This window comes from Streptococcus sp. HMSC062B01 (assembly GCF_001811085.1).
Taxonomy (GTDB): domain Bacteria; phylum Bacillota; class Bacilli; order Lactobacillales; family Streptococcaceae; genus Streptococcus; species Streptococcus gordonii.
This window is the reverse complement of sequence record NZ_KZ672807.1, coordinates 119,751-135,966: the sequence shown is the minus strand read 5'-3', so window position 1 is coordinate 135,966 and position 16,216 is coordinate 119,751. Positions and strand designations below refer to the sequence as shown.

16 protein-coding genes are annotated in these 16,216 nt (G+C 43.2%); 5 read left to right on the top strand and 11 right to left on the bottom strand.

Annotated features, from left to right (window positions below; all coding sequences use genetic code 11):
* Nucleotides 1-42: 42 nt before the first annotated feature.
* Both HMPREF2780_RS11035 and HMPREF2780_RS11030 read right to left on the bottom strand, forming a co-directional pair.
* Nucleotides 43-3,084 carry an ATP-binding protein gene (locus HMPREF2780_RS11035; RefSeq protein WP_105026627.1) on the bottom strand — a complete coding sequence of 1,014 codons (3,042 nt, stop codon included), beginning with the start codon at nt 3,082-3,084 and terminating at the stop codon, nt 43-45.
* A gap of 233 nt (nt 3,085-3,317) precedes the next feature.
* Nucleotides 3,318-4,382, bottom strand: coding sequence for a DUF3114 domain-containing protein (locus HMPREF2780_RS11030; protein WP_105026626.1), 1,065 nt, complete (start codon nt 4,380-4,382; stop codon nt 3,318-3,320).
* Nucleotides 4,383-4,573: 191 nt separating this feature from the next.
* Here HMPREF2780_RS11030 and HMPREF2780_RS11025 point away from each other — a divergent pair, with 191 nt between their 5' ends.
* The 3 genes from HMPREF2780_RS11025 to HMPREF2780_RS11015 all read left to right on the top strand — a co-directional run bounded on the left by HMPREF2780_RS11025 (nt 4,574) and on the right by HMPREF2780_RS11015 (nt 6,191).
* The gene (locus HMPREF2780_RS11025; RefSeq protein ID WP_008809799.1) at nt 4,574-5,221 is read left to right on the top strand and encodes a metal-dependent transcriptional regulator; all 648 of its coding nucleotides are present in this window, start codon (nt 4,574-4,576) and stop codon (nt 5,219-5,221) included.
* Nucleotides 5,222-5,311: 90 nt separating this feature from the next.
* The gene (locus HMPREF2780_RS11020; RefSeq protein WP_048777190.1) at nt 5,312-5,773 is read left to right on the top strand and encodes a MarR family winged helix-turn-helix transcriptional regulator; all 462 of its coding nucleotides are present in this window, start codon (nt 5,312-5,314) and stop codon (nt 5,771-5,773) included.
* On the top strand, nt 5,766-6,191 hold the full coding sequence (locus HMPREF2780_RS11015) for an EVE domain-containing protein (RefSeq protein ID WP_048777192.1): 426 nt from the start codon (nt 5,766-5,768) through the stop codon (nt 6,189-6,191). The genes HMPREF2780_RS11020 and HMPREF2780_RS11015 overlap by 8 nt, the downstream gene beginning before the upstream one ends.
* A gap of 119 nt (nt 6,192-6,310) precedes the next feature.
* Here HMPREF2780_RS11015 and HMPREF2780_RS11010 read toward each other — a convergent pair whose 3' ends face one another.
* A complete protein-coding gene (locus tag HMPREF2780_RS11010) occupies nt 6,311-6,925 on the bottom strand; it encodes a CPBP family intramembrane glutamic endopeptidase (RefSeq protein ID WP_048777275.1) in 615 nt (204 codons plus the stop codon).
* A gap of 199 nt (nt 6,926-7,124) precedes the next feature.
* Here HMPREF2780_RS11010 and HMPREF2780_RS11005 point away from each other — a divergent pair, with 199 nt between their 5' ends.
* The gene (locus tag HMPREF2780_RS11005) at nt 7,125-7,922 is read left to right on the top strand and encodes a nucleotidyltransferase domain-containing protein (protein ID WP_048777193.1); all 798 of its coding nucleotides are present in this window, start codon (nt 7,125-7,127) and stop codon (nt 7,920-7,922) included.
* Between the two features lie 96 nt (nt 7,923-8,018).
* Here HMPREF2780_RS11005 and dtd read toward each other — a convergent pair whose 3' ends face one another.
* The 8 genes from dtd to HMPREF2780_RS10965 all read right to left on the bottom strand — a co-directional run bounded on the left by dtd (nt 8,019) and on the right by HMPREF2780_RS10965 (nt 14,575).
* Nucleotides 8,019-8,462, bottom strand: a complete 444-nt coding sequence (dtd, locus tag HMPREF2780_RS11000; protein ID WP_046164663.1) for a D-aminoacyl-tRNA deacylase — start codon at nt 8,460-8,462, stop codon at nt 8,019-8,021.
* Between the two features lie 66 nt (nt 8,463-8,528).
* A complete protein-coding gene (locus HMPREF2780_RS10995; protein WP_105026625.1) occupies nt 8,529-10,745 on the bottom strand; it encodes a RelA/SpoT family protein in 2,217 nt (738 codons plus the stop codon).
* A gap of 201 nt (nt 10,746-10,946) precedes the next feature.
* Complete coding sequence (locus HMPREF2780_RS10990) at nt 10,947-11,690, bottom strand: 16S rRNA (uracil(1498)-N(3))-methyltransferase (RefSeq protein ID WP_105026624.1); 744 nt, start codon at nt 11,688-11,690, stop codon at nt 10,947-10,949.
* Nucleotides 11,691-12,644 carry a 50S ribosomal protein L11 methyltransferase gene (gene prmA, locus HMPREF2780_RS10985; RefSeq protein WP_061599517.1) on the bottom strand — a complete coding sequence of 318 codons (954 nt, stop codon included), beginning with the start codon at nt 12,642-12,644 and terminating at the stop codon, nt 11,691-11,693. It lies immediately after the preceding gene.
* A 143-nt stretch (nt 12,645-12,787) separates the two neighbouring features.
* Nucleotides 12,788-13,258, bottom strand: a complete 471-nt coding sequence (locus HMPREF2780_RS10980) for a GNAT family N-acetyltransferase (protein ID WP_046164668.1) — start codon at nt 13,256-13,258, stop codon at nt 12,788-12,790.
* Nucleotides 13,255-13,692: an NUDIX hydrolase gene (locus HMPREF2780_RS10975; protein WP_080998583.1), complete on the bottom strand. Its 438-nt coding sequence runs from the start codon at nt 13,690-13,692 to the stop codon at nt 13,255-13,257. The genes HMPREF2780_RS10980 and HMPREF2780_RS10975 overlap by 4 nt, the downstream gene beginning before the upstream one ends.
* A gap of 46 nt (nt 13,693-13,738) precedes the next feature.
* A complete protein-coding gene (locus HMPREF2780_RS10970) occupies nt 13,739-14,101 on the bottom strand; it encodes a VOC family protein (protein WP_053794359.1) in 363 nt (120 codons plus the stop codon).
* A gap of 3 nt (nt 14,102-14,104) precedes the next feature.
* Nucleotides 14,105-14,575: a DUF3013 family protein gene (locus HMPREF2780_RS10965; protein WP_061586295.1), complete on the bottom strand. Its 471-nt coding sequence runs from the start codon at nt 14,573-14,575 to the stop codon at nt 14,105-14,107.
* 87 nt (nt 14,576-14,662) lie between these two features.
* Between HMPREF2780_RS10965 and HMPREF2780_RS10960 the strand changes: the two genes are divergently transcribed.
* Nucleotides 14,663-15,931, top strand: a complete 1,269-nt coding sequence (locus HMPREF2780_RS10960) for a replication-associated recombination protein A (RefSeq protein WP_061597009.1) — start codon at nt 14,663-14,665, stop codon at nt 15,929-15,931.
* Nucleotides 15,932-16,216: the final 285 nt, after the last annotated feature.

Genomic DNA, 16,216 nt, shown 5'->3' with positions numbered 1-16,216 from the left:
GAGGATGAAATTCATTTTCATCCTCTTTTATTTTATATTTGATTATCGAGACAGTCTCAAGCGCAAGCTTTCCAGTTCTTTTAACTGATGGCGGTCCCGATAAAAATTAAGATGGCTTTTAGCCGTATCATAGTAATAATCAAAATCCCGAGTCAATAACTCTTCAAAACCACTTTCTTTCAAATCTCCTAGCAGAAGTTGATATTTAAGCACTGCCATCAGGTAGTAAATTAAGCCCTTGTCTCGAGGGTTGCCATATCGGCTAATCAATTCTTCTTTCTTTCTCAGCAAGTCCAAGACTGGCTGATAGTCTCCTTTTTCACAGCTAATCAAGCCTAGATAGACTTCCAACTGAGTCTCCTTCCAAGGAAAACTAAGAGATTCCATAGCTTTTTTAGCTTTCAAAAGGATCGCCTCTGCCTGCTCATAATCTTTCAGCTGATAATAGGTCATGCCTAATCCAATATAGAAGGCAAATATTGATGGCTCTGCTATTTTGTTTTCTGTTAGATCAATTGCTTCTTTCTGGTGGGCCAAGGCTGTTGTAAAATTCCCACGAATCTGCTCAATCTCTGCCAGATAATCTAAAGCCGCTGCAATCTGAATCGAATATTTGGAGCGAAGCGAGTCTGTTAGGCTAAAACAATCAATAGACTGATAGAGATGGTGAAGCGACTGTTCTTCATCTCCGATCATGAGATGATATAGCCCCTTCAGACGAAGATTGACGGCAATGGCTTCGTGGTTATTGGCCTGGACTGAAGCATCCAGAGCACGCTCCGTATAATAGCGCATCTCAGGAATATTCTCCGTCTGAATACAGTAATAGATCATCTGCCGATAACCTTCCAGAAGGAACTCCATTTGCTGCAGTTCCTTGGCCGAAGCAATCACCTGCTGGATATTGTCCATCCCCTGCTGGTAATTTCCTGTCCGAATAGCATAGCGCCCTTCCAGATAGAGGAAACGAAGTACCAGCAATTGAAAATCCTTATGATTTTGATGTTTGCTTTCTAAGTCCTTTATTTCCTGACGAATTCGATCAAATTGCTCCAGAACAGCAGTCTGGTTGTTATCCTCTGTCTTTTCAATAAAACCAAACTCCCGTGAGTAAATTGGAAAGAGTTCATGATGAAACTGTAAAGTAGCTTCCAAATAATGCAACTCGTATTCCAAAGACTTGATCGGTTGCTTAGACATCTTATAATGATAGGCAATTTCATTGAGCAACTGGGAATGATAAAGGGGGTCTCCCAAGCATTCTTCCATGCTCTGGGCAATCTGATGATGCAACATCCGGCGCTTGGCTATTGACAGACGCTCATAAGCATATATTTGCAGGAGTTCCTGACTAAAATTCACTACCAGTCTGTCCTCTTCTTCCACCTCAATTAAGAGTCGCTTTTGTCTCAAAGCCTCAATAATTTCAACCAAGTCTTCCACAGGTAAAGCAAGTAACTTGGTCAAAAAGGAAAGCGATGCAGGTTCTCTGAAACAAGCTAGATAGTCCAGTAGTTCCTCTTCCCCACTGCTAAGATGATCCAATTTTAAAGACAGCTTAGCCTTAATAGCCGGCGTCAATGGCTGAAACTTTTCTCCTCTCAAGAGTTGCTCAGCATATTCTGACAGGAAGAATGGAATCCCCTGGCTAACTCGATAAATGTCTTTGACTTTTTCCTCAGAAAGAGCTTCTATGCCCTTTTGAGCTTGTAGATAAGCTACACTATCTTGAAAATTGAGGGGCTGTAGCTCAATAAAATCAATCTTATCACGAACCAGCAAATGACTGAAAAAATGTTCCAAATAAGAAGGAGTGCTGAGGTGTTTGGTCAACACAAAGGCCACTGGGTAATCATACATATGGTTCATGACCTGTTCCAAGACTGCAGTACTAGCTGCATCCATCCAGTGACAATCCTCAATTAAAATTACCAGAGCTTTCTTCTTGGAAATTTTCTGCAGAATATCGACTACAAACTGGGCTAATTTGTCTGCATCTAACTCAGCGCCAGAGACCCCTCCTGTTAAGATTGGAAAATAGCTTTCCAAAATGACTTGCCACTGACTAATTGTAAGAATCTTGTGCTGAATGACCAAATCACCCAAACCATCCAGTAGACCACGCCAAGGCTGAAGCTCAGACTCCATTTCTTCCTTAAAACACTCGGCCATAACAATTTGAAAGTACTTGGTCTGATTGGCTAGCACCTGACGAGTCACAGTGCGTTTCCCTATGCCTGTGCCACCCACTAGGACTAGAGCACGCGCCTCCTGTTCTCCTAAAATCTTAGAAAAATAAGACTCTAAGCGCTGAATTTCACTCACTCGACCAAAGAAATGGTCCGTATTCCGAAGAAATTGCTTGGTTTTTCTTTCACTCCGATCTTTAGCAAGAACTTCATGATAAAGTTGTTGAATAGACTCATTGGGACTAATTCCCAGTTCTTTGTCCAAGAGATTCACTAGTTTATAGTAAGTCTCAATAACCTTCCCTGGTCGATCATTATCCCGGTAGAACTTCATGAGCAAATGATAATTCTTTTCATCAAACTCGTCCAAGCTAATCAAACGACGCAGATTTTGCTCGGCTTCTTCTAGATTTAGCTGATCCTTTTCTTTTTCAAGCTGATGGTAGCAAGCTTGGACATAAAGTTGCTCATACTGGGTCCGCATTTTGGAAACCCAGTAATCAAAAGCTTCGCTATCCTTAAGATAGAACCCCTGCAAAAAATCTCCTTGATAGAGAGACAAATGCTCTGCTGGTTTAGCTATAAAAGTCTCCACATCACTTTCAATTTTGAAGTTTGGATTAAGAGACAAAACTGTCCTGTTGGGCGCAATAATCCAATCCCCACCTAAGAGTTTATTGGCCTGGTAGATGGTATTACGTAGATTTTTTTTAGCAGACTGATTGTCCTTATTTTCCCAGAGGATTCCTGCAATTTCTTCTCGATTAACCGCTCCATTGATATGAAGATAGTAAATCAAGGCATTTATTTTAGCAAAAGGGAAGAATACTTCCTCCTGATCAAGAAAAACACTGGGGCTTCCCAATAGTTTCAAGCTCAAAAGTTTTTTGTTCATGCAAACGCCTCCAAGAAAGCTTATAGAACTACTATAAACAAAAATAGAAAGTTTCGCAAGTAAGGAAGTTCACCAAGCTTTGGTATGCTTATTTTAAAAGGGACAATTGAGAAGGATTGCTCCTTTCCAGACAAGTCAATTTAAAAGGCCTTATCCTTATTGATCGAACAAAGAATTTTCTTTTGAAAATAGCTCTTCTTTATACCCCTATAAACTTTTCTAGCGTTTGGTCCTTATGACTTAAAAATATTTTTCCAAAACTGGCGTAGCCAAGCCCAGCAACGGACAAAGAAGGCTGGTCGATTTAAGAGGCTTTTAAAACGGGCAAGTTCCTTTTTGACTTCCTTTTGAATACTCTCTTTCCCTGGAACATAGACACTTTTAGCTGAGAGATACCCCATTGATCCACGATTATTTTGTGGTGCCTTAAATTTTTTGCCTCCATTAGCCATCGCTCTTCTGCGAAAAAGAGGGTCCCAAACGGCTGGTGTTTTAACATCATAGCGAGTATGGGAAGCCCGATTCCCTGGACGATTGCGGTCACCATAGTTAAAGCTAGCACCATTAACAAGGCCATTTTGGCTAGTCCCTTCTGGATCCATAATATTGAGGAAGCGACCTTGCTGATCTAAAATGAATTCTGTATGGAAATCAAGTAAAATTTTGATATTGACTTGGCTTTTTTGACCATCTGGATAAAACACCTGACCCGAAAGCTTATCTATATAAGCCTTATTATGCAAACGAGAGGACTCATTGAAACTATAAGGCATACTTGGCTGAGACTTAAAATAGCTGGCCAAGGCTTCTGCATCTGTCATCCCCTCTGCCCTAAAATGCTCTCGGACCCACTGGGCTTGTTGACTGGAAATCAGATAGCGAAATTGATGGACCTGGCTTTTCAATTCCTGATTGCCATCTGTCTGACTGAAATCATCAGCTGGAAAGGCCATCTGTACCGTTTTAGCAAAAGTTCGCCAAAAACTATCGTGAGGTGCCAAATTCGGACTGAACTTCTCTAGAAGCGAAACAACTTCATCCTGTCCCCCTTCTAACTCTTTGGGCATTCCCACGCAAGCTAGGGCAAGTCCCAGTAATTTCTGAGCTTGGAGAGGGGAAGCCTGACGACTATCTAACTTCCATAACTCTTTAAAGAGCTCACTGCCAAAAAGTTGAGCTTCTTGCCAAGGCACTTGAATATTTGCTTTCCCAATTTTTCGGCAGATCTCTTCCACTGCCTCATGTGACCAGCCCAGCTCTTCCAACCACTTTTTTTGATTCTCTACTTTATTTGCCACTGGCAAGTTCCTTCCCGTCTTTTTTATCTATTATATGCATTTTTTATTTCTTCCGTCAAACTAGAAGACTCCCTTTCTATAGGATAGCAGAATTTTTTCTAAAGTCGATCCTTTTTCTGCCTAAGAACCACTTGACTGTATTCTTGTCTTATTTTTTGCTATACTAATAATAAGAAAATTCGAGGTATAACATGACACCTAATAAAGAAGATTATCTAAAATGTCTCTATGAACTTGGAACCAGACACAATAAAATCACTAATAAAGAAATCGCTCAACTCATGCAAGTCTCTCCGCCAGCTGTAACAGAGATGATGAAGAAGCTACTAGCTGAAGAATTACTCATCAAGGACAAAAAGGCTGGTTACCTCTTAACCGATTTGGGGCTAAAATTAGTTTCAGACCTCTATCGTAAACATCGGCTAATTGAAGTTTTTCTAGTGCACCATCTGGGCTATACCACAGAGGAAATCCATGAGGAAGCCGAGGTTTTAGAACACACTGTTTCTGACCACTTTGTTGAAAGACTGGATCAGTTGCTGGATTATCCCAAAGCTTGCCCCCATGGAGGAACCATTCCAGCTAAGGGAGAACTCCTAGTTGAAAAACATAAACTTACTTTAGAAAAGGCTAAAGAAAAAGGCGATTATATACTGGCCCGTGTCCATGATAACTTCGATCTCTTGACCTACCTTGAAAGAAATGGCCTTCAAGTAGGCAAAACTATTCGTTTTCTAGGCTACGATGACTTTAGCCACCTCTATTCTCTTGAAGTGGATGAGCAAGAAATCCAACTAGCCCAACCTATTGCCCAACAGATTTATGTAGAAAAGATTTAAAAGTTCTTTGAAATTCAAAGGGCTTTTTTTGACAAGATAATAGAAAAGATATATAATAAGTATACTTACTATTTTGGAAGTGGTATAAAAATGAAGCAACTTGATTTTAATTCAATTTATAAAAATGATTCCCAACAGTCTACTGGTCTCCTCTTTATCCGTGCCTACCACAAGTGGCATGGTCTGATTAAAAGCCAACTGAAAACAATTGATCTGACCCATCCCCAATTTGTCATTTTGACTAGTCTTGCAGCACTTCTACGTCAGCAAGAATGGGTGAGTCAAACCGATATCGCCCGCTTTTCTGACATGGATGTCATGACCGTATCCCAAATCATCCGACTCTTGGTCAAAAAAGACTTAATCATGCGGGAAATCCATCCCAAGGACAGTCGTGCAAACATCATACTTCTGACAAAACAGGGGCTGCAAAAGGTCAATCAAGCCCTTCCTTTAGTTGAAGGTATTGATCAGGCATTCTTTGGAAAATTAGAAGATAAAACAGAGATATTGAATCAACTCTTAATAGAACTGGAGACCGCAAATGACTAGATTTTGGATTGGCGTCGTATCAAAAGAACATGTACTAAGAGGGGTAGAAGGTGGATTTTGTCAACTCTGCCATGGAAAAAAAGCACCACTAAACCGAATGAAAAAGGGGGACTACCTTCTCTACTACAGTCCTAAATATCAGATGAATGATCAAGAAAAGCTGCAGAACTTTACAGCAGTTGGTAAGATCCTAGATGATACAGCCTACCAAGTAGAGATGTTCGAAGATTTCTTCCCATTTCGGCGAGATGTCAGCTACTACCAGCCGGTCATAGACTGCCCCATTGAGCAAGTCCGCCAGCATCCTCAGTGGCGTCAGTATGCCTCCCAGCTAAGATACGGGCATTTCGAAGTTTCGAAGGACTTCTTCCTTTATGTTTTTGATCAAATGAAAGTCGACAGTCCTGCAAATAACTAGAAACAGCTATGTTTGATTATCTTCTCCCTCAAAAGACTGTACCAGCTCTTTCTCAAAAATGAAGTTCCGATTCATGAAATGAATCGGAACTTTTAATTTGTAGTGGAATTCTTAGCTAACTAAATCAACAAGAAAGCCGATAGCATACCCGTAATCACATTGGCTAAAGCATGCATGATCCAGCTGGCTAAAATAGAACCACCAGATTTCTTTTCATTGACAAAACCTAGATAAGCTGCAATGCCACCAGTACACAAAATGATGACTAGGGTTTGCAACCAAGAAACCTCTGTTATAAACATAAGGCCATGAAGGAGCCCAAAAAGAGCAGCTTGTATGGTATTGGCTATTCCAAAAGACAAGCAGACAGAGAATCTTTTTAAAAGAAAACCTCTGAATAGTAGTTCTTCTGGCAGGGAAGTTTGAAAAAGACTATAAATCAGAACAGCTGGCAAGGCTTGGAAGCCGAGGCCAGCAAAGCTTGAAGTTGCCGTTTTAAGATCTTTAACGGTAGTATACAGTACTAAATACGAAAAGATAGTGAAGCTTAGTAAACCAAGAAATATCCAGAGCCACATCTTATGATTGCCAGTATCTTTTAGTGGCTTAAAGCCTATCCAATCTAAAAATGAACTTTTTCTTCTAGCTGTCACAAACCACCAAATAAAAGGAAGTAACATAAACAAAACAATTTGAATCAGAGCATTTGTCATTTGTTGAATAAGACTTACCATCATTAGAAACTCCTTTCTCTCTTTTCTTTACCATCATTATATAAAACAAACTTCAATTATTTATTAAGTAATTCTAAATTGTTTCTAAAAAAAAGAGAGGTTTCAAAGGTATAAAATCAAAGGTTTTTACTGCTTCAATTTTCTTGCCAACCCGCTTACATTTTGTTAAAATGATGTCAAAAATCAGTGAGGAAAAATTATGCCGCAAGAACTTTTTAAAGAATTTGCCCAGCTAGATCAAGTGGAAGCTATCGTTCTCGGTGGCTCTCGTGCTGGACAGTATTTTGACAAAGACTCAGACTATGATGTTTATGTCTACTTGACGGATTCCATTGCTCCCATGACTCGACGCAATATCCTCAGCAAGTACTGCTCCTACATGGAAATCGGCAATCAATTTTGGGAACTAGAAGATGACTGTGTGCTAAAGAGCAAGATCGAAATTGAGCTTATTTACCGTACACTGGATAGCTTTGATAAAGACCTGCAAACTGTAGTCCTAGATCACCAAGCTCAGAATGCCTATACCACCTGTATGTGGCACAATCTGCTCCACAGCAAAATCATCTACGACCGCAATGGTCGCTATGAGGCGCTTCAAAACAAGTACAGACGACCTTATCCAGCTGAGCTGAAAAAGAATATTATTAAGAAGCAGCTCCTCTTACTTGATCAAGCCATGCCAGCTTTCTCCAAACAAATTGAAAAAGCGCTCAAGCGTCAGGACCTGCTCAGTATCAATCACCGTAGCAGTGAATTTTTTGCTTCCTATTTTGACTTGCTCTTCGCCCTAAACGAACAGACGCATCCTGGAGAAAAGAGAATGCTGGAGTATGCAAAAACCAACTGCCCGCTATTACCTCAGCGTTTTGAAGAAACTATACATGCCTATTTTGAAAAACTATACACTGAGCCCGCTGAAGCAATGAAACTTATCAATCAGCTAGTGACGACCATCAAAGAAGCCATTCCTCAAGAAATGATTGATGGGTTTTAGAAATATAGCCTGAAGTCACAGCCTCATTGCTGCAGAAGCTGAAAAAACAATTAGGAGTTTGAACATTAGTGTTCAAACTCCTTTTCATATTTATTCTCAGCGATTTTTCGTGTCCAGAATAATAGTTACTGGGCCATCATTGATTAGCTCTACCTGCATGTCTGCGCCAAAGAGACCAGTTTTCGTTGGCACTTCTTGCGTCAGTAGTTGATTTAATTCATCATAAAGACGACTGGCTAATTCGGGTGGCGCCGCCTTGACGAAAGCCGGCCGATTTCCCTTCTTAGTATCCGCATGCAGGGTGAACTGAGAAATAGAAAGAATCTCCCCTTCAATGTCTTTAACAGACAGGTTCATCTTGCCCTCATCATCAGAAAAAATCCGCATATGAACGATTTTACGAACAGCATAGTCCAAATCATCTGGACCATCATCTGGCCCGACTCCTACCAAGAGGAGCAAGCCAGACGAAATTTTGTTGTGTACTTGGTTCTCAATCGATACCTGAGCTTGTTTTACACGTTGAATGACAATTTTCATTTCTCTGCTTCTATTCCCTTTCCATCTGGATATCCTCTATCCTACACAGCAACTTCGTCCGCATACTTATCCATTGGTCCGCTTAACTGAGTAGACCTCCGGCACGCTCTTAATCTTATCCACTACCGTCGTTAGCATAGATAGATTAGCAATACCAAAAGAAACGTGGATATTGGCAAATTTCATATCCTTAGTCGGCTGAGCATTAACGGTAGAGATGTTTTTAGTTGTATTCGATAAGACCTGCAGCACATCGTTGAGAAGGCCAGTCCGGTTCAATCCATAGATATCAATGTGGGCTGTATATTCTTTGGTCGTATTATTTTCTTCCCACTCGACATCAATCAGGCGCTGCTCATAATTTTCCTGAGCCTTAAGGTTCATACAGTCCAAGCGATGGATAGCCACACCACGACCCTTGGTAATGTAGCCAACAATATGATCACCTGGAACAGGGTTACAACATTTGGCAATCCGAATCAGTAGACCAGATGCCCCCTGAATGACCACACCACCCTCATGTCTGACCTTGAGGGTTTCTTTGTTTTCAACCTTGACCTCGCCACCTTTGACTAATTCCTCAGCCTCAGCTCTAGCCTTGGCCCGTTCCTCTTCACGGCGCTCTTTTTCCGTCAGACGATTGAAAATCGAAATGGCTCCTATCTCACCAAAACCAATAGCCGCAAACAGAGCTTCTTCTGTCTTGTAGCTGGTCTTTTGCAGAACCTCTTCCATATGCTTCTTGTCCATGTACTTATTGGCGACATAGCCATTTTCCTGGAATTGAGCCTGCAGAAGTTCCCGACCTTTAGAGATGGATAATTCCTTGTCTTGGTTTTTAAAGAATTGACGAATTTTATTGCGGGCCTTACTGGTCTTAACCAGGCCAATCCAGTCCCGACTGGGACCAAAAGAATTAGCACTGGTAATGATCTCAACCTGGTCACCTGTCTTAAGCTTGGTCGTCAATGGAACCATGCGCCCATTGACCTTGGCACCCGTTGCCCTTTCCCCAACCTTGGTATGAATCTCATAGGCAAAGTCGATTGGCCCTGAATCCTTAGGTAAGGCACGTACAGAGCCATCAGGCGTAAAGACATAGATTTCTTCAGCCAGATAGTTTTCTTTGACCGAATCCACAAATTCTTTGGCATCGCCAGACTCTGCCTGCAATTCCATCAATTCTTGAATCCAGTTCATTCCGATTGCAGATTCTTTGCTATCGACCTTGCCTTTGATGCCCTTCTTATAGGCCCAGTGAGCTGCAACCCCGTATTCAGCGACTTCGTGCATTTCCTTGGTCCGAATCTGAAACTCGATTGGTCCCTTAGGCCCATAAACCGTCGTATGGATGGATTGGTAACCGTTGGCCTTGCGGTTGGCGATATAGTCCTTAAAGCGGCCCGGCATTGGTTTCCAGAGCTCATGAATATAGCCCAGCATAGCATAGACATCACTTGGTGTCTCCAAAATGCAACGAATAGCAATCAAGTCATAGATTTCATCAAATCGCTTTTTCTTGTCCTGCATCTTACGATAGATCGAGTAGATATGCTTAGGTCGCCCATAAATCTTTCCATGTAGATGGCGTTCAGCTGCATAAGTCTCAATCTTACTCACGACTTCTTCGACCAAGGCTTCTCTTTCACGGCGTTTTTCCTTCATCATGTGAGAAATCTTATAAAACTCGACTTCATTAAGATAGCGGAAAGACAAGTCCTCCAACTCCCACTTGACACTGGAAATCCCCAGGCGATGAGCCAAGGGCGCATAGATCTCCATGGTTTCGCGCGAAATCCGCTCCTGCTTATCCTTGCGTAAATGCTTGAGCGTTCGCATATTGTGAAGGCGGTCCGCCAGCTTAACCAAGATAACCCGGATATCCTCCGACATGGCCATCAGCATCTTACGGTGATTCTCAGCGAGCTGCTCCTCGTGGGATTTATACTTTACCTTCCCCAGTTTGGTCACACCGTCTACAATCGTCCGGACATCTGGACCAAACTCACGCTCTAAATCATCTAGACTAGCATTAGTATCTTCTACCACATCATGCAAAAAACCACAGGCAACCGTGACTGCGTCAAGCTTAAGCTTGGCCAAAATCCCAGCTACCTGAATAGGATGAACAATATAGGGTTCTCCCGACTTGCGAAATTGTCCGCTATGACAGTCCACTGCATAGACCAAGGCTTTCTGAACAAAAGCCACATCCTCAGCTGCTAAATATTTCCTTGTTAAAGCGACGACCTGATCGCCCGTTAAATTCACTTCTTTTGGCATTCATTCTCTCCAATTTCTTGCCTATTATTTTATCATTTTTAAGGCAATAAGAAAACACTTATGCAAAGATGAACTGCACCCCAAAAGTTAGACAGAAAAAATCTAACTTTTGGGGATCAGTACAAAGAGCCTGGCTTGTTTTAATAAAAAGACAGCAGAAGTCAAAAATACTGTACCTCATCCGATGAGGTACAGCATCCTTTAGTTCATTAGTTCAGACAAAACACTGACTGCGGTCAAGGCATAAAGCGGAGCAGTTTCAGCCCGCAGGATACGTGGGCCTAGACCAACGGAGACAGCGCCTGCTTGATGAAAGGCTGCTATTTCCTCTGGCGAGAGACCGCCCTCCGGCCCGAAGATAAAAAGCACTTTTACGCCGGCTGCCAAGCCTGACAGCGCTCGGACTAGAGCCGCAGTTTCTCCTTCTTTGGCCGATTCTTCATAGGCCACAACGATGGTGTCAAATTGAGCCAGCTGAGCAAGAAAGTTTGCCTTTTTATCAAAGAGACGAACTTCTGGAATTAGATTGCGCTTGCTCTGCTCTGCTGCTCCCTGAGCAATTTTCTCCAGCTTTTCACTCTTTTTAGCTAGCTTTTTGCCATCCCACTTGGCCACCGACCAGTCCGCTGGAAAGGCCCAGATAGAACTGGCTCCTAGCTCCGTTACCTTTTGAGTGATAAACTCTAACTTATCTCCCTTGGGAAAGCCTGAAGCAATGGTCACTTGAACCGGCAGTTCGGTATTGTCTGCTAGCTCTTCCAAGATTTCCAAGCTCTGCTGACTGGGATTTAGCACCCGAGCCAGCCGTTTCACGCCATCATCAAAAACCAGTGTGACTTGGTCACCCTCTTTGAGCCGCATGACTGAAAACATATGTTTGACCGTGTCCTTATCCGTGACAATCAGAGGAGACTGAGGACTTCCTTTTATAAAATACTGCTGCATCTAACCACCTATCACGCCTGAAATATCCTGCGTTTTCTTAAAGACACAGGCATTCCATTCGCCCTGAATCATATGCGTTTCCAGGAAAAATCCTGCCGTTTCTGCTGACTCGCGCACCATTTCCCACTTCTCAGAAATAATCCCACTCATAATCAAATAGCCCTCATCCTTGACCAGACGGTAGGCATCCTCTGTCAGATGGATGAGAATATCGGCCAAGATATTGGCAACTATAACATCCGCCTCGATTTCTACACCTCGGAGAAGATCACCCGGCGCCACATGGATGTTCTCCATACCAGGGTTGAGCTCAATATTTTCCTGGGCCACGCGCACCGCCACCTCGTCTAAATCATAGGCGTAGATCTCCTTAGCACCTAAGAGAGAGCTAGCAATGGAGAGGACACCGCTGCCTGTGCCTACATCCAGCACTGTTTCTCCGCCCCGCAAGACCTGCTCCAGCGCAAAGAGGCTCATCTTGGTCGTCGGATGAGTGCCTGTACCAAAGGCCATACCAGGATCCAGTTTGATAATCTTTTCTCCCGCAGTCGCCTCATACTCCGTCCATGACGGCACAATAGTTAAATCATGGGTAATCCGAGCCGGCTCAAAGTACTTCTTCCAGTTATCCGCCCAGTCTTCCTCAGCCAGCTCCTGCCGAGTCAGCTGAATATCTCCCGTCTCCAAGCCAAAGCCATCCAGCTCAGCTAGTCGCTCATTGGCCTGGGCTGCAATGGCATCTATATCTACAGAAGCCGGATAGTATCCCGTAATCTTGACTCGCTCGCTCTGCTCCACTTCTGGAAAAAGCTCACCATACTGATCAACCTGCCCCAGATAATCTGCACTGTCATCGATAGCCACACCCTGACTGCCAAGCTCAATCAGAATATTCGAGGAAGCTTCCTCCGCCTCACGCTTCACTTCAATCGTTAATTCCTGCCAAGTGTCCATAATTAAGATACCAAGCCCGTAAAACACAAGGCCAAAATAGGAAATTCTCTAACGTCGCTTATGTCTAAGAGAACTTTATTTTTTTGCCACAGTGTTTAGGGCGGGTTCAGTTTAGAAATTTAACTGAACAATCCTTTCTTTGTTTATTTCATTGTCTTCGTCATGTAAACCATATCCATGCCCTCTTTTTCGGGCTCAGTATGGGTCTGATGATAGCCATTTTTCTCATAAAAAGCCACCATGCCTTTATCCTGGAAAACCGTACACAAATCCCATTTCATAATGGTAGAGAATGTCCCCTCAATCAGAGAGAGCCCCTCGGAGCCATATCCTTTATTCTGGTGCTCTGGCAAAATCGCTACTGTTCCAATCCAGCCCGCTGTCTGTTCATCATTTGTATTCAAGCGGATAAAGCCAAGAATCTTCTCGTCGTCTTTAACAAAATAATAAAAACTATTGGGCCGCTCAACCAGCTTCCAGCGAATCCGCTCTCGCTCCTCCAGATAGGGGTCGTATTGATCCTGATATTTCTCATAAACGGCCTTAAAACTCGCTCGCTGAATGGTAATAATGGTTTCTAAATCCTCAGCTCCCGCCCGTTCAATATGAATCATGCTCGCACCTCCAAATAATCTTTCAACCTGTCCTGCAGCTGTGGAATAACCTTTTTATCTGATAAGAACTGGCTCACATCCATCATCTGATAAGCCTGGCCCTCATCACCAAAGACAATGTTGGCAAATTCTTCCTGAGTGATGGTTCCCACCATAAAAATAGAGGTTTTGTCTGGATCAAGCATTCCTTGATAGTCCTTAGCCCAGACAATATCCGTTTCTTCAAGCTTCAAACTAAGCTCTTCGAAAACTTCTCGTTGGACACATTCAAAAGGAGTCTCCTCTCCCTCGCGGCCACCGCCCGGCAACTCCCACATATTAGGGTATGGAATGCTTGCCTTATCATCTCGCAAGATAGTCAGTAGCTTATCATCACAGATTAAGGCAATCTTGCAGCCGGAAAACTCGAAACTGCGATTCAATATATTCTTCATTTCTTCACCTTTTTTGTACATTTGGGTTAGTTATTTAGGTTATGAATCAGCCTGCTAACATCCATTTGTATCCATCAGGATCATAAGCCACAAGACAACCATCCCATATAAAAGGATAACCATGCTTTTCAAATGAACCAGGAGCATACTGGTAACCCCTACCAACATTTAAAATAAATTCTACCCCTGTTCCTAAAGGTTTCGGTAAGGATGCTAGTTCTTCCTCCTCTACTTGACTAATTCTTAGAATAATCTCATCAGAATTACCCCAGCTATAACATATGAGTCTACCATCATAAAATTCATATTGAACTTTTAACTTTAATAAGCTCTCATAAAAAAAACGTGATTTCTCTATATCTGTCACAAGCAATGTCGCATTAATGCTTCCTAAACCACGATTTGTCATTTTCTAATACCTCGGATAGGAATAAAAGTCTGTCTCAGTCAAGTCCGCTCTGCCATTTTCAAAACCCTCAGCATTCCATGCCATCTCAAACTCTGCTGCCTCTGGATCTGCTAAGAAGTCCATGAGTGCATCGAGACCAGACTCAGCTGTTTGGGTTAGGAAATCCACGAAATAAGCTAGAAACTCCCGCGACAGGCCCTTCTTAGGCTCATAGGGCAGGGCAGCCAGATAGTCCTCGGCCTCAAAACGAGACTTGACCGGATTATAGAAAAGCACGGCTTCCTCAAAGTAAATATCCTCAGCTGAGGCATTGCCCTCAGCATCAACCGTCTCAATCCCGCCTGGATTTTGCACCTCAAGGAGAAAGGCGACCTCGACTGCGTGATTCTTCTTGTCCCAGTTTATCTCATAGTCAAAAGGAAAGCTCTTCCCCATTTCCTCGTCCAATATCTCCAAAAAACCGTACTTAGCCATGATTTCCTCTTTTCATTGTGATAAAATATTACTATCTACAATAGTAACACAAAAAGCCAAGAAAAACACTTGCAGAAAGGAAATCTTATGCCAGAAAACCTCGCCCTGCGCATGCGGCCTACTGACATTGATCAGATTATCGGCCAGCAACATCTGGTCGGACCTGGAAAAATCATCCGTCGCATGGTTGAAGCCAACCGCCTGTCCTCGATGATTCTCTACGGGCCACCCGGCATTGGCAAAACCTCTATCGCCTCGGCTATCGCCGGCACAACCAAGTTCGCCTTTCGGACCTTTAACGCCACCGTAGATAGTAAGAAACGCCTGCAGGAGATTGCTGAAGAAGCGAAATTTTCCGGCGGACTGGTGCTCCTACTGGATGAGATTCACCGCTTGGACAAGACCAAGCAAGACTTTCTTCTACCTCTATTAGAAAGTGGCCTGGTCATCATGATTGGAGCGACGACAGAAAATCCTTTCTTTTCTGTCACCCCAGCCATCCGAAGCCGGGTCCAGATATTTGAGCTTGAGCCCCTCAGCAACGACGACATCCGGACAGCCATTCAGTTAGCCTTGAAGGATAAGGAAAGAGGATTTGATTTCCCAGTGGAGCTAGACGATGAGGCTCTGGACTTCATTGCTATCTCTACCAATGGAGACCTGCGCTCTGCTTATAATTCACTGGATTTAGCCGTACTCTCTACCCCAGAAGATGACAAGGGCATCCGCCACATCACGCTTGATGTCATGGAAAACAGCCTGCAAAAGAGCTACATCACCATGGATAAGGACGGGGACGGCCATTACGATGTTCTCTCTGCCCTGCAGAAGTCCATCCGTGGCTCCGATGTCAATGCCAGCCTCCACTATGCAGCTCGCCTCGTTGAGGCTGGAGACCTACCTAGCCTAGCTCGACGATTGACCGTTATTGCTTACGAGGATATTGGCCTAGCAAATCCTGACGCTCAAGTCCATACCGTTACAGCTCTGGAAGCGGCGCAACGGATCGGCTTTCCTGAAGCCCGCATCCTTATTGCTAATATTGTCATTGATTTGGCCCTTTCGCCCAAGTCCAACTCAGCCTATGTGGCTATGGACAAGGCCTTGGCTGACTTAAGAAAGAATGGAAACTTGCCCATCCCACGCCACTTACGTGATGGCCACTATGCCGGCAGCAAGGAATTAGGCAACGCACAGGACTATCTCTACCCTCACTCCTATCCCGGAAATTGGGTTAAGCAGGACTACCTGCCCGATAAGATAAAAGACGCCAATTATTTCACGCCTAACGAAAACGGCAAATACGAGCGAGCCCTTGGAATGACAAAGGATAAGATTGACCAACTAAAAAAATGATGGTATCGTTTGCAAAAAATCATGTTTTTCTCTTGAATTTTTCAAAATTTATGGTATTATAATTATAGAAACGCTGTGGTGTACGACTTCACACTTAAGTGTTGACCGACTATTTTTTGTATTATTAGGGAAACAAAAGACTTCTAACAGCATGCAGGCCGTATCACGCGGAAGCAGCTTCAGTTAGAGCGAGTTGCCCACCTGCTTAATTGCGCGGGTTCAATACAAATCGTGAAGGTCCGGCACCAATACAGCTTTTTCTGTTGCCTCCTTAGCTCAGTTGGT

Bases quoted from the DNA above. Each gene is read 5' to 3' on its own strand.
- HMPREF2780_RS11015 (WP_048777192.1), top strand. From the start codon at position 5,766: ATGACTAGATTTTGGATTGGCGTCGTATCAAAAGAACATGTACTAAGA.
- HMPREF2780_RS10995 (WP_105026625.1), bottom strand. From the start codon at position 10,745: ATGCCAAAAGAAGTGAATTTAACGGGCGATCAGGTCGTCGCTTTAACA.
- HMPREF2780_RS10975 (WP_080998583.1), bottom strand. From the start codon at position 13,692: ATGAAGAATATATTGAATCGCAGTTTCGAGTTTTCCGGCTGCAAGATT.
- HMPREF2780_RS11035 (WP_105026627.1), bottom strand. From the start codon at position 3,084: ATGAACAAAAAACTTTTGAGCTTGAAACTATTGGGAAGCCCCAGTGTT.
- HMPREF2780_RS11020 (WP_048777190.1), top strand. From the start codon at position 5,312: ATGAAGCAACTTGATTTTAATTCAATTTATAAAAATGATTCCCAACAG.
- dtd (WP_046164663.1), bottom strand. From the start codon at position 8,462: ATGAAAATTGTCATTCAACGTGTAAAACAAGCTCAGGTATCGATTGAG.
- HMPREF2780_RS10970 (WP_053794359.1), bottom strand. From the start codon at position 14,101: ATGACAAATCGTGGTTTAGGAAGCATTAATGCGACATTGCTTGTGACA.
- prmA (WP_061599517.1), bottom strand. From the start codon at position 12,644: ATGGACACTTGGCAGGAATTAACGATTGAAGTGAAGCGTGAGGCGGAG.
- HMPREF2780_RS11025 (WP_008809799.1), top strand. From the start codon at position 4,574: ATGACACCTAATAAAGAAGATTATCTAAAATGTCTCTATGAACTTGGA.
- HMPREF2780_RS10990 (WP_105026624.1), bottom strand. From the start codon at position 11,690: ATGCAGCAGTATTTTATAAAAGGAAGTCCTCAGTCTCCTCTGATTGTC.
- HMPREF2780_RS10965 (WP_061586295.1), bottom strand. From the start codon at position 14,575: ATGGCTAAGTACGGTTTTTTGGAGATATTGGACGAGGAAATGGGGAAG.
- HMPREF2780_RS10980 (WP_046164668.1), bottom strand. From the start codon at position 13,258: ATGATTCATATTGAACGGGCGGGAGCTGAGGATTTAGAAACCATTATT.
- HMPREF2780_RS11005 (WP_048777193.1), top strand. From the start codon at position 7,125: ATGCCGCAAGAACTTTTTAAAGAATTTGCCCAGCTAGATCAAGTGGAA.
- HMPREF2780_RS11010 (WP_048777275.1), bottom strand. From the start codon at position 6,925: ATGGTAAGTCTTATTCAACAAATGACAAATGCTCTGATTCAAATTGTT.
- HMPREF2780_RS10960 (WP_061597009.1), top strand. From the start codon at position 14,663: ATGCCAGAAAACCTCGCCCTGCGCATGCGGCCTACTGACATTGATCAG.